The organism is Legionella lansingensis (assembly GCF_900187355.1).
GTDB lineage: Bacteria > Pseudomonadota > Gammaproteobacteria > Legionellales > Legionellaceae > Tatlockia > Tatlockia lansingensis.
In genome coordinates, this window is the sequence record NZ_LT906451.1 from 936,333 (window position 1) to 951,210 (window position 14,878).

Here is a 14,878-nt window from a genome sequence, read left to right on the forward strand (position 1 = left end):
CCTGTTGCGTCTCTAAACATCCACGACACATTGGGATCGCCATTGGCCGTTAGTTTGTTTAACAGACAACATGGTTAAGGTGGCTCCTTTGACATCGATCCCTCGTTCGATCTCATCACGCCACGGTTCACCTTGCCCTTCGCCATACCAGTGGTTATTCATTCTTTTAATTTTAAAAGAGGCTAATATTAAATAATTAGCTTGTGCTTTAGCGATGAGTAAATTAAGCCAAGTAATAAAGGCTAATTCAACATCACTTTCTTCAAATTCAAAAGAGACAGACTCTTTAGGAGTAACCTTTGATAAATCACCCATCAAGGCAAAGGTAGCCTCTGCTGCCTCCTCAAAGCTGTCCTCCAAGGACTTTCCGTATCCGATAATGCCAATATCAGCATCATGGTCAAAATAATTGTTCTCATTTATCATTTACAATCCATATAAGTATTTATTTGTACTAATTATTTTAAATAAAACTGTTAATTCTGGCCAAGGCCTCAACCCGCAAATTGCCCTGGATTTTCTCTTTTATCTCACCGCAATTAATCCTTATATACTAAATTATAAACAACTAGAAAAATGTCATTCAGACTTAAGGTAAGACTTTGTTCGAAATATGGTTAAAAATTCGAAAAGAACGACGCGCTCTTTATTATTTGATCTGGTTTTGTACTATATTTATACAGACGAATGGGATTTTCGGGTATTTGCCAAGTTAATGATCTACAAGGTTATGCGGTGTAAAGGGAATTCAATCAGAGGTACTCTTTTTATGAGTAGCAGGTGACCGTTAAATACGTTAGGCATAGCAAACGGATATCGATGAGAGAACCTGTGAACTCTGTTGGTATACGAGGTTAAAAATGAATAAACCCTTGCCTGTTGTGGATGCCTTGAATGGCTTATTGATTAAGAACCATGCTAATGGTCAAGTGTCTATTGCTAAAAATGGCACACAGTTAATGGCTGGTGATCAAGTGGTTCTTTTAAGTGGAGAAGCACTTTTACGCCATGTAACATTAGGTGATGCTGCTTTAGGTCTTGAGCGGCCATTTAAAATTGACGGTATTTCCCCCCTTTTAAAAAATATCACTTCCCAAGCCGATGCTGAAAATTTAATTGAACATGCAATAGCCAATGGGATTGATCCTGTTGCTGTGCTTGAAGCTTTAGAACCTACCGCTGCAGGGGAAGAAGTGCTCCTGGGTGAAGGAGGAAATGCTGTCCGCATTGATCCTCTCTATGGAGTTGGCTCTGTATCTGCTGGTTATGAAACCATAGGCCCAGAATTGATATTTCGTTCAGCTGAAAGATACATACCTCTTTTTGAAGAGGAAGATGAGATAGCTTCTGTCACTGAATCACTAGCAACAGAGGAGTCTCCTGAATCCTCTTCTCCTGAACCCTCTTCTCCTGAACCACTGCAATTAAGTGTTGTAGATCTAGCTTATGATGAGACTGATGGTTTGGCACTGGGTTCTGCAGCCATACAAACTAACGCTGCTTCTGAAGATATCAACGCAATCACTTTTTCTGCATCTGATGCAACATGGGATGCAGCTAGTCAAACGTTAAGGGCAGATGATAGCAGTTGGGAGCTTCGCTTCGATCCTAACACTGGGCAATACGAGTTCCAACAATTACGAGCATGGACTCATCCTGATACTACTGATCATGATGACGCCATGTCAGTGCGCATTACGGTTACACTGACAAGAACAGATGGCGCTCAGGCCACAAGAGATTTTACTGTAAGGGTTGATGACGATGGTCCCAGGATTGTAGTAGAGAATGTTCCGACTCCTGATTTAAGCGTAGATGAAACGGTATTAGCTAATGATGCCACAGGAGATTTTCGTTTCCTCTTTAACGCCCAATTTGGTACAGACGATGCTGCTGCTAATAATCCGTTGACTTACTCTCTTGCGATCAAAAGTACGGGTGTTGATTCGGGTCTTGTTGACACGGCTACTCAGCAAAAAATTTACTTGTTCTTAGAAAACGGGGTTGTGGTAGGCCACGTTGGTAGTAAGGAAGGTGCAGAAGCCTTTAGGATTTCTTTGGATAACGATGGTAAGATCACACTTGATCAACAACGAGCGCTTGTTCATCCTGACGCTACCACACCTGATGATGTTGTTCACTTAGCCGCCGCTGATTTGATTACCTTAGAGGCCGTCGCAACGGATAGCGATGGAGATAGCAGCCGTGCAGTCGCCAATATTGGATTGGCCTTTAATTTCGCAGATGATGGTCCGAGTGTGGTGGTCAATGCAAATGCCGAAGCAGGCGTATTATTGACGACGCAAGATGCGGATACGATTGGGGCTGCGACGGATACCGCGACAACGACGGCTAATTTTAGCGGTGTGTTTAGCAACACCCCGACTTATGGTGCAGACGGTGCGGGCAGCACGGTGATGAGTTATTCACTGGCGTTGGCAGGCGCCCCGGGAACGGATTCTGGTTTAGACAGCGATGGCCTATCCATTTATCTTTACGACATCGCTGGCGTGATTGTTGGTTCAACGGCTGCGGCATTAGCAGGGGTTGATGCCTCCAATACGATTTTTGACTTAAGTGTCGATGCCTCAGGGGTCGTGACGCTCAATCAATATGAAGAAATTGACCATCCAATAGCTAACGATCCAAGTCCTACGGGTTCACCCTTTGCCGATCAGTTTGCGGTGTTAAGTAATGGTTTGGTGACCTTAACGGCCAGTGCCTTGACGACGGATGGTGATGGCGATACGGCCACAGACAGTGAAACCATTGATTTAGGTGGCAATGTTCGCTTTGCCGATGATGGTCCGAGTGTGGTGGTCAATGCAAATGCCGAAGCAGGCGTATTATTGACGACGCAAGATGCGGATACGATTGGGGCTGCGACGGATACCGCGACAACGACGGCTAATTTTAGCGGTGTGTTTAGCAACACCCCGACTTATGGTGCAGACGGTGCGGGCAGCACGGTGATGAGTTATTCACTGGCGTTGGCAGGCGCCCCGGGAACGGATTCTGGTTTAGACAGCGATGGCCTATCCATTTATCTTTACGACATCGCTGGCGTGATTGTTGGTTCAACGGCTGCGGCATTAGCAGGGGTTGATGCCTCCAATACGATTTTTGACTTAAGTGTCAATGCCTCAGGGGTCGTGACGCTCAATCAATATGAAGAAATTGACCATCCAATTGCTAACGATCCAAGTCCTACGGGTTCACCCTTTGCCGATCAGTTTGCGGTGTTAGGTAATGGTTTGGTGACCTTAACGGCCAGTGCCTTGACGACGGATGGTGATGGCGATACGGCCACAGACAGTGAAACCATTGATTTGGGTGGCAATGTTCGCTTTGCCGATGATGGTCCGAGTGTGGTGGTCAATGCAAATGCCGAAGCAGGCGTATTATTGACGACGCAAGATGCGGATACGATTGGGGCTGCGACGGATACTGCGACAACGACGGCTAATTTTAGCGGCGTGTTTAGCAACACCCCGACGTATGGTGCAGACGGTGCGGGCAGCACGGTGATGAGTTATTCACTGGCGTTGGCAGGCGCACCGGGAACGGATTCTGGTTTAGACAGCGATGGCTTATCCATTTATCTTTACGACATCGCTGGCGTGATTGTTGGTTCAACGGCTGCGGCATTAGCAGGGGTTGATGCCTCCAATACGATTTTTGACTTAAGTGTCGATGCCTCAGGGGTCGTGACGCTCAATCAATATGAAGAAATTGACCATCCAATTGCTAACGATCCAAGTCCTACGGGTTCACCCTTTGCCGATCAGTTTGCGGTGTTAGGTAATGGTTTGGTGACCTTAACGGCCAGTGCCTTGACGACGGATGGTGATGGCGATACGGCCACAGACAGTGAAACCATTGATTTAGGTGGCAATGTTCGCTTTGCCGATGATGGTCCGAGTGTGGTGGTCAATGCAAATGCCGAAGCAGGCGTATTATTGACGACGCAAGATGCGGATACGATTGGGGCTGCGACGGATACCGCGACAACGACGGCTAATTTTAGCGGTGTGTTTAGCAACACCCCGACTTATGGTGCAGACGGTGCGGGCAGCACGGTGATGAGTTATTCACTGGCGTTGGCAGGCGCCCCGGGAACGGATTCTGGTTTAGACAGCGATGGCCTATCCATTTATCTTTACGACATCGCTGGCGTGATTGTTGGTTCAACGGCTGCGGCATTAGCAGGGGTTGATGCCTCCAATACGATTTTTGACTTAAGTGTCGATGCCTCAGGGGTCGTGACGCTCAATCAATATGAAGAAATTGACCATCCAATAGCTAACGATCCAAATCCTACGGGTTCACCCTTTGCCGATCAGTTTGCGGTGTTAAGTAATGGTTTGGTGACCTTAACGGCCAGTGCCTTGACGACGGATGGTGATGGCGATACGGCCACAGACAGTGAAACCATTGATTTAGGCGGCAATGTTCGCTTTGCCGATGATGGTCCGAGTGTGGTGGTCAATGCAAATGCCGAAGCAGGCGTATTATTGACGACGCAAGATGCGGATACGATTGGGGCTGCGACGGATACCGCGACAACGACGGCTAATTTTAGCGGTGTGTTTAGCAACACCCCGACTTATGGTGCAGACGGTGCGGGCAGCACGGTGATGAGTTATTCACTGGCGTTGGCAGGCGCCCCGGGAACGGATTCTGGTTTAGACAGCGATGGCCTATCCATTTATCTTTACGATATCGCTGGCGTGATTGTTGGTTCAACGGCTGCGGCATTAGCAGGGGTTGATGCCTCCAATACGATTTTTGACTTAAGTGTCGATGCCTCAGGGGTCGTGACGCTCAATCAATATGAAGAAATTGACCATCCAATTGCTAACGATCCAAGTCCTACGGGTTCACCCTTTGCCGATCAGTTTGCGGTGTTAAGTAATGGTTTGGTGACCTTAACGGCCAGTGCCTTGACGACGGATGGTGATGGCGATACGGCCACAGACAGTGAAACCATTGATTTAGGTGGCAATGTTCGCTTTGCCGATGATGGTCCGAGTGTGGTGGTCAATGCAAATGCCGAAGCAGGCGTATTATTGACGACGCAAGATGCGGATACGATTGGGGCTGCGACGGATACCGCGACAACGACGGCTAATTTTAGCGGTGTGTTTAGCAACACCCCGACTTATGGTGCAGACGGTGCGGGCAGCACGGTGATGAGTTATTCACTGGCGTTGGCAGGCGCCCCGGGAACGGATTCTGGTTTAGACAGCGATGGCCTATCCATTTATCTTTACGACATCGCTGGCGTGATTGTTGGTTCAACGGCTGCGGCATTAGCAGGGGTTGATGCCTCCAATACGATTTTTGACTTAAGTGTCGATGCCTCAGGGGTCGTGACGCTCAATCAATATGAAGAAATTGACCATCCAATTGCTAACGATCCAAGTCCTACGGGTTCACCCTTTGCCGATCAGTTTGCGGTTTTAGGTAATGGTTTGGTGACCTTAACGGCCAGTGCCTTGACGACGGATGGTGATGGCGATACGGCCACAGACAGTGAAACCATTGATTTAGGCGGCAATGTTCGCTTTGCCGATGATGGTCCGAGTGTGGTGGTCAATGCAAATGCCGAAGCAGGCGTATTATTGACGACGCAAGATGCGGATACGATTGGGGCTGCGACGGATACCGCGACAACGACGGCTAATTTTAGCGGTGTGTTTAGCAACACCCCGACTTATGGTGCAGACGGTGCGGGCAGCACGGTGATGAGTTATTCACTGGCGTTGGCAGGCGCCCCGGGAACGGATTCTGGTTTAGACAGCGATGGCCTATCCATTTATCTTTACGACATCGCTGGCGTGATTGTTGGTTCAACGGCTGCGGCATTAGCAGGGGTTGATGCCTCCAATACGATTTTTGACTTAAGTGTCGATGCCTCAGGGGTCGTGACGCTCAAGCAATATGAAGAAATTGACCATCCAATTGCTAACGATCCAAGTCCTACGGGTTCACCCTTTGCCGATCAGTTTGCGGTGTTAAGTAATGGTTTGGTGACCTTAACGGCCAGTGCCTTGACGACGGATGGTGATGGCGATACGGCCACAGACAGTGAAACCATTGATTTAGGCGGCAATGTTCGCTTTGCCGATGATGGTCCGAGTGTGGTGGTCAATGCAAATGCCGAAGCAGGCGTATTATTGACGACGCAAGATGCGGATACGATTGGGGCTGCGACGGATACCGCGACAACGACGGCTAATTTTAGCGGTGTGTTTAGCAACACCCCGACTTATGGTGCAGACGGTGCGGGCAGCACGGTGATGAGTTATTCACTGGCGTTGGCAGGCGCCCCGGGAACGGATTCTGGTTTAGACAGCGATGGCCTATCCATTTATCTTTACGACATCGCTGGTGTGATTGTTGGCTCAACGGCTGCGGCATTAGCAGGGGTTGATGCCTCCAATACGATTTTTGACTTAAGTGTCAATGCCTCAGGGGTCGTGACGCTCAATCAATATGAAGAAATTGACCATCCAATTGCTAACGATCCAAGTCCTACGGGTTCACCCTTTGCCGATCAGTTTGCGGTTTTAGGTAATGGTTTGGTGACCTTAACGGCCAGTGCCTTGACGACGGATGGTGATGGCGATACGGCCACAGACAGTGAAACCATTGATTTAGGCGGCAATGTTCGCTTTGCCGATGATGGTCCGAGTGTGGTGGTCAATGCAAATGCCGAAGCAGGCGTATTATTGACGACGCAAGATGCGGATACGATTGGGGCTGCGACGGATACCGCGACAACGACGGCTAATTTTAGCGGTGTGTTTAGCAACACCCCGACTTATGGTGCAGACGGTGCGGGCAGCACGGTGATGAGTTATTCACTGGCGTTGGCAGGCGCCCCGGGAACGGATTCTGGTTTAGACAGCGATGGCCTATCCATTTATCTTTACGATATCGCTGGCGTGATTGTTGGTTCAACGGCTGCGGCATTAGCAGGGGTTGATGCCTCCAATACGATTTTTGACTTAAGTGTCGATGCCTCAGGGGTCGTGACGCTCAATCAATATGAAGAAATTGACCATCCAATTGCTAACGATCCAAGTCCTACGGGTTCACCCTTTGCCGATCAGTTTGCGGTGTTAAGTAATGGTTTGGTGACCTTAACGGCCAGTGCCTTGACGACGGATGGTGATGGCGATACGGCCACAGACAGTGAAACCATTGATTTAGGTGGCAATGTTCGCTTTGCCGATGATGGTCCGAGTGTGGTGGTCAATGCAAATGCCGAAGCAGGCGTATTATTGACGACGCAAGATGCGGATACGATTGGGGCTGCGACGGATACCGCGACAACGACGGCTAATTTTAGCGGTGTGTTTAGCAACACCCCGACTTATGGTGCAGACGGTGCGGGCAGCACGGTGATGAGTTATTCACTGGCGTTGGCAGGCGCCCCGGGAACGGATTCTGGTTTAGACAGCGATGGCCTATCCATTTATCTTTACGACATCGCTGGCGTGATTGTTGGTTCAACGGCTGCGGCATTAGCAGGGGTTGATGCCTCCAATACGATTTTTGACTTAAGTGTCGATGCCTCAGGGGTCGTGACGCTCAATCAATATGAAGAAATTGACCATCCAATTGCTAACGATCCAAGTCCTACGGGTTCACCCTTTGCCGATCAGTTTGCGGTTTTAGGTAATGGTTTGGTGACCTTAACGGCCAGTGCCTTGACGACGGATGGTGATGGCGATACGGCCACAGACAGTGAAACCATTGATTTAGGCGGCAATGTTCGCTTTGCCGATGATGGTCCGAGTGTGGTGGTCAATGCAAATGCCGAAGCAGGCGTATTATTGACGACGCAAGATGCGGATACGATTGGGGCTGCGACGGATACCGCGACAACGACGGCTAATTTTAGCGGTGTGTTTAGCAACACCCCGACTTATGGTGCAGACGGTGCGGGCAGCACGGTGATGAGTTATTCACTGGCGTTGGCAGGCGCCCCGGGAACGGATTCTGGTTTAGACAGCGATGGCCTATCCATTTATCTTTACGACATCGCTGGCGTGATTGTTGGTTCAACGGCTGCGGCATTAGCAGGGGTTGATGCCTCCAATACGATTTTTGACTTAAGTGTCGATGCCTCAGGGGTCGTGACGCTCAAGCAATATGAAGAAATTGACCATCCAATTGCTAACGATCCAAGTCCTACGGGTTCACCCTTTGCCGATCAGTTTGCGGTGTTAAGTAATGGTTTGGTGACCTTAACGGCCAGTGCCTTGACGACGGATGGTGATGGCGATACGGCCACAGACAGTGAAACCATTGATTTAGGCGGCAATGTTCGCTTTGCCGATGATGGTCCGAGTGTGGTGGTCAATGCAAATGCCGAAGCAGGCGTATTATTGACGACGCAAGATGCGGATACGATTGGGGCTGCGACGGATACCGCGACAACGACGGCTAATTTTAGCGGTGTGTTTAGCAACACCCCGACTTATGGTGCAGACGGTGCGGGCAGCACGGTGATGAGTTATTCACTGGCGTTGGCAGGCGCCCCGGGAACGGATTCTGGTTTAGACAGCGATGGCCTATCCATTTATCTTTACGACATCGCTGGCGTGATTGTTGGTTCAACGGCTGCGGCATTAGCAGGGGTTGATGCCTCCAATACGATTTTTGACTTAAGTGTCGATGCCTCAGGGGTCGTGACGCTCAATCAATATGAAGAAATTGACCATCCAATAGCTAACGATCCAAGTCCTACGGGTTCACCCTTTGCCGATCAGTTTGCGGTGTTAAGTAATGGTTTGGTGACCTTAACGGCCAGTGCCTTGACGACGGATGGTGATGGCGATACGGCCACAGACAGTGAAACCATTGATTTAGGCGGCAATGTTCGCTTTGCCGATGATGGTCCGAGTGTGGTGGTCAATGCAAATGCCGAAGCAGGCGTATTATTGACGACGCAAGATGCGGATACGATTGGGGCTGCGACGGATACCGCGACAACGACGGCTAATTTTAGCGGTGTGTTTAGCAACACCCCGACTTATGGTGCAGACGGTGCGGGCAGCACGGTGATGAGTTATTCACTGGCGTTGGCAGGCGCCCCGGGAACGGATTCTGGTTTAGACAGCGATGGCCTATCCATTTATCTTTACGATATCGCTGGCGTGATTGTTGGTTCAACGGCTGCGGCATTAGCAGGGGTTGATGCCTCCAATACGATTTTTGACTTAAGTGTCGATGCCTCAGGGGTCGTGACGCTCAATCAATATGAAGAAATTGACCATCCAATTGCTAACGATCCAAGTCCTACGGGTTCACCCTTTGCCGATCAGTTTGCGGTGTTAAGTAATGGTTTGGTGACCTTAACGGCCAGTGCCTTGACGACGGATGGTGATGGCGATACGGCCACAGACAGTGAAACCATTGATTTAGGTGGCAATGTTCGCTTTGCCGATGATGGTCCGAGTGTGGTGGTCAATGCAAATGCCGAAGCAGGCGTATTATTGACGACGCAAGATGCGGATACGATTGGGGCTGCGACGGATACCGCGACAACGACGGCTAATTTTAGCGGTGTGTTTAGCAACACCCCGACTTATGGTGCAGACGGTGCGGGCAGCACGGTGATGAGTTATTCACTGGCGTTGGCAGGCGCCCCGGGAACGGATTCTGGTTTAGACAGCGATGGCCTATCCATTTATCTTTACGACATCGCTGGCGTGATTGTTGGTTCAACGGCTGCGGCATTAGCAGGGGTTGATGCCTCCAATACGATTTTTGACTTAAGTGTCGATGCCTCAGGGGTCGTGACGCTCAATCAATATGAAGAAATTGACCATCCAATTGCTAACGATCCAAGTCCTACGGGTTCACCCTTTGCCGATCAGTTTGCGGTTTTAGGTAATGGTTTGGTGACCTTAACGGCCAGTGCCTTGACGACGGATGGTGATGGCGATACGGCCACAGACAGTGAAACCATTGATTTAGGCGGCAATGTTCGCTTTGCCGATGATGGTCCGAGTGTGGTGGTCAATGCAAATGCCGAAGCAGGCGTATTATTGACGACGCAAGATGCGGATACGATTGGGGCTGCGACGGATACCGCGACAACGACGGCTAATTTTAGCGGTGTGTTTAGCAACACCCCGACTTATGGTGCAGACGGTGCGGGCAGCACGGTGATGAGTTATTCACTGGCGTTGGCAGGCGCCCCGGGAACGGATTCTGGTTTAGACAGCGATGGCCTATCCATTTATCTTTACGACATCGCTGGCGTGATTGTTGGTTCAACGGCTGCGGCATTAGCAGGGGTTGATGCCTCCAATACGATTTTTGACTTAAGTGTCGATGCCTCAGGGGTCGTGACGCTCAAGCAATATGAAGAAATTGACCATCCAATTGCTAACGATCCAAGTCCTACGGGTTCACCCTTTGCCGATCAGTTTGCGGTTTTAGGTAATGGTTTGGTGACCTTAACGGCCAGTGCCTTGACGACGGATGGTGATGGCGATACGGCCACAGACAGTGAAACCATTGATTTGGGTGGCAATGTTCGCTTTGCAGATGATGGTCCACATGCAGGTACACAAAGCCTAACAGCAGATGAAGATAACTTAGCCAAGGGTAATAATAATATAGTTACCGGGGATGATGCTCAAAGCAATTTAACTGGCACATTGGTTCATAATTTTGGTGCTGATGGTGCTGGAAAAATCGATTTTGTAGCAATGAATGGATTAACAGCTACGTTAGGTGCTGAATCAATTAAATACTCCTGGAATGCTAGCGACAATACCTTGACTGCTTATCGGGCGAATGGGGTTTTAGGTACAGATGATGTGTTTAAGATCACTGTCAACCCAGTAAATGGTCAATATACTTTCACTTTACTTGCCGCTGTTAATCATCATGAAATTGCAGATAACAATGAAACAACGAATGCTAGTGTAAACCTAAATTATACGGTGACTGATGGTGATGGGGATACGTCAATCGGTTCTCTGACAGTAGTCATTGATGACGATGTCCCTACAATCATTGATCCAGAAGGAGCTTCTCTTGGAAATGTTGCTGGTTCAACCACGACGTTTTCCTTAGATACTGATGGTAACATTGATAATAATGTGGGCGCTGATCAGCTAGGTAGTATAAGTTTTTCAAGTATCGTAGATGGACAACAGGCAACTGGAGTTATAGATGGTGATGTAGTTAACTTAAGCGCTAACGGATTTCCGATTCATTTGTATTTAGTCGATCATGATTCTAATGTTGCAACCCCTGATACGCTACAAGGCTGGATAAAAGGTGCCCCTGGCGATGTGGGTGCAATAGAGGTATTTAGAATTACTTTACAGCCCGATGGTAATTACAATTTAAATAATGACACGTATAAAGTTGAGATTTTTGTTCCAATTGGGACTAGCACAACAACCACGATAACCAATACTAGTTTTGCAACAGCCGGAAATAAAGCATTCAACTTTATTGATGTAAGTGGCACCACCGAAGATTTATTATTCTCAGGTTACGTGCGTGCAACAAATGGTTCCCTTACTCAGGGTACGGTTAATACGAATAGCACTGCTGTTGGCGTTAATAATCAGAGCATGAATGACGGAGATAATCTACGTATCGATTTTGTCAATTCACCTTCAGTGACAAACTCTGCAAGTAACTCCTATAACTATACGGATCACTTTGATATCAATAACTTTAACTTTAAGATTGTTCAGGTTAACGGTAATCCACCACCAGGCTCCATAGAGATATGGGTTCGTACTTATGATGCAAATGATGATGACCCCAGTGGTACGAGTACCAGTGTGCACAATGCGCAATTGGCAGATGATCCTCAAACAACGATCTCAACGATAAAAGTAAATGGCGTTAGCTTGGATCTGGATGATCTGCAATCAGATGGTTCTGGTGGTTATCTGATCAGAGGTTTGAGCTTAAATGATATTATCACTGTAGGGACAGATGAAGGTTATAACCGCATCGAAATAGAGAATGCGCGTTCGGGCGCTCATGGCATTAATGATTCAACGTTAAATGGAGAAGCTTTTGACATTGGCCTTTTCTCCTATGAGACAATTGTTACGAATGTCCCTAATGTAAATATGAATTTTGAAGTTGCCTTGCAAGATGCTGACGGTGATACAAGCCTGGCTAATTTAACAGTCAATTTGGCTGAGCCAGTATTTAAAGTTGGCACAAATACCAGTGATAGTACGTCCAGTCCTGCAACTTATGAGGTTGGATCTGGAACAGGTACAATAACTGGAAATGGTGGCAATGATGTTCTTGTCGGTGATGTAGGCGGTATTGATGCCACCCTGAAAAGTATTAATCTCCTTTTAATCTTGGATACCTCAGGTAGCATGAGCAATCAAATACCTTTTGGAGGATCAACCATTTCTCGTATGCAAGCGCTAAAAAATGCGGTTAGTAATCTCTTAAATGAACTCGCAGAGAGCCAAACGTTAAATGTTCGTGTTCATATTGTCCAGTTTAATACCAATGCCGCTGCAGTTGGTACGTTTAATTTAGTTGTCAATGGGGCAATGGTAGATACCGCATTGGAGCAATCTCTAATTGCAATTAATGGTCTAAGCGCTAATGGGGGAACGAATTATGAAGCGGCTTTCCAAAACGCATATAACTGGGCTAATGGTGGAGGGCCATTAACTGGAGATCAGAATCTAATTAATCAGACTATCTTTATCTCCGACGGTGCTCCAACCTATTATCTTAACAGTAACGGTACAGTAGGCGGTACCGGTAGTACCACGACTGAACGAACTGTGTATGACCCATTAGGTGCCACAGCCCAAGATAACGTTAACGAAGTTGCTTTGTTAGAACAAACGTTTGGTCCAATTGAGGCTATTGGTATTAATGTCAGCGAAACGGCGATTGTGTACAATCCATCTGGAACAGCCAATGATTTAACTGCTAAACAGATTCTAGATAAAATGGAGGGCAGTAATCCAAGCAGTCTGAGCAATAATATTGACAGTGCTGAGGAACTTAATCAGGTATTATCTGATCTATCACCCTTGAACCAATTAAATACGGTCGGTGATGATCGCATCGTTGGTGACTATGGGGATGACATTCTTTATGGTGATGCATTAAATACTGATGAGTTGGCCACGCTGATGGGTCTTGACCTCTTTGATTTTCCTGAAGGTTCTGGTTGGTCTGTGTTTGATGAATTGGAAAATAATAGCCAGTACAACTGGACTAGGGAAGATACGCTTGATTATATCAATAATCACAGTCATGAACTTGCTCAAGAAACATTACTCGCTAATGGTTCTGGTCGAGCAGGTGGTAACGATTACATTGATAGTGGTGCAGGTAATGACCGAATTTATGGTCAGGAAGGCAATGATGAAATTCTTGCTGGCAGGGGCGCTGACGTTGTGGATCCTGGAACAGGTAATAACATCATTGACTTCGGGATTGACACAGATAGTGACACTTTGCTTCTTAACCTTGAAACATTTAAAGGTCATAACACCATTAAGCATTTTGATCCGCAACAAGATGTTCTCAAATTTGAGAGTGTTTTGGGTGTTGAGACCGTTGATGATCTTGACGAACTCCTGGATCAAAATAATCCTTTCTCAAAGAGCGGCGATGGTCAAGATTTGAATGTAAATTTTGCTAGTGGCGCCCAACTTACCTTTGAAGGGCTAGGTCCCAGCATACCAGATGTCCAAGGACTCCAGTCCTTGCAGGATATTGTGCAGCAGCCTATCGTAGTCGTGAACGAGTTAGGTGGGTAAGAGATAGAATAAAAGCTGGAAGACGAAGAATTTCTAGCTTAACTAATGGAGTGTTCAACCTCATACTTGCCCCTCATTTCTAAGGCAAAGCGAAATGCCAACTCATCGCTTTGGACAACTCTTCCAACATGATTTCCCCACGGATGCTATTGCCTTTGGGATTAACGCGCGGACTTAACACAACAATTCCAGCTTTTCCTGGCACCACGGCAATAGTGTAACCAGAAACGCCACTTTTTGCTGGCATGCCTGTCCTTACCATGTGCGTACCTGTTTCATCGTATAAACCGCAGGTTGCCATAATCGCTAGAGTAATTTTACACGTTTCAAGAGATATAATTTGCTCTCCATTTTTTGGATCCTTTCCAGCATTAGCAAGGATTGTAGGTAAATAGAGCATTTGTTCCAGCTTGGCCTCATAGGAACAAAGCGCAAAATATAAGTCCAATGTTTCGGACACTTCAGCACCCAAATTATTCCGGCTTTTAAGTAGGTAAGCTAAAGAACGATTGCGATTCCCTGTCCTTTTTTCGGAAGCAAATACCAAAGGATTAATGCTAAGTTTTTGATTAAATAGTTTTTGTACCCAAAATTCCAACCAGGCGAATTGTTGCTCCCCAACGCCAGGAATGTGTGAACATAAGGTAATGGCTCCGGCATTTAACATAGGATTTGAGGGTTTAGGGCCAAGTTGCTCAAGACGGGTTATTGAAGCAAAATCATCGCCTGAAGGTTCAACTTTAACCCATTCAAACACTTGTTCAAGACCAAACTCTTCCAGTAGCCCAATAAGCGTTATCATTTTGCCCGTACTTTGCAGAGTAACCGGTGCAATTTCCTGATTACTATAAGATATTGGTTCTCCATCCAAAGGATGAACGGCTATGGCGGTAATATCTTTATTTACATTTGCTAACTCGGGGATATAGTTAGCTGTATCGCCTTCCTGGCTAAGCTCTGCCTTGCTAACCAGCTGTTTTAAGAGATCAAGAGTTACTCTGTTTTGTGTCATAGTTTTTTCAAAAAGAAAAAAAGTCTTGCATTATGCTAAATTTAGCACAGTAATACAAATAAAAGGC

The 14,878-nt window shown here is 47.2% G+C and carries 3 protein-coding genes; 1 reads left to right on the plus strand and 2 read right to left on the minus strand.

Annotation, left to right across the window (positions count from 1 at the left end):
• Positions 1-12: 12 nt before the first annotated feature.
• A complete protein-coding gene (locus CKV79_RS04325; protein ID WP_028374049.1) occupies positions 13-426 on the minus strand; it encodes an archease in 414 nt (137 codons plus the stop codon).
• Between the two features lie 434 nt (positions 427-860).
• On the opposite strand from CKV79_RS04325, the gene CKV79_RS04330 reads away from it, so the two are divergent.
• Positions 861-13,799 (plus strand): DUF5801 repeats-in-toxin domain-containing protein, encoded by a 12,939-nt coding sequence (locus CKV79_RS04330; RefSeq protein WP_095141722.1) that lies wholly within the window; start codon positions 861-863, stop codon positions 13,797-13,799.
• A 79-nt stretch (positions 13,800-13,878) separates the two neighbouring features.
• On the opposite strand, the gene glsA is transcribed toward CKV79_RS04330, so the two are convergent.
• On the minus strand, positions 13,879-14,811 hold the full coding sequence (glsA, locus tag CKV79_RS04335) for a glutaminase A (protein ID WP_028374446.1): 933 nt from the start codon (positions 14,809-14,811) through the stop codon (positions 13,879-13,881).
• Positions 14,812-14,878 lie beyond the last annotated feature (67 nt).

What these genes read in the sequence shown, in the direction of transcription:
- CKV79_RS04325 (WP_028374049.1), bottom strand. Translation starts at nt 426, where the DNA reads ATGATAAATGAGAACAATTATTTTGACCATGATGCTGATATTGGCATT.
- glsA (WP_028374446.1), bottom strand. Translation starts at nt 14,811, where the DNA reads ATGACACAAAACAGAGTAACTCTTGATCTCTTAAAACAGCTGGTTAGC.
- CKV79_RS04330 (WP_095141722.1), top strand. Translation starts at nt 861, where the DNA reads ATGAATAAACCCTTGCCTGTTGTGGATGCCTTGAATGGCTTATTGATT.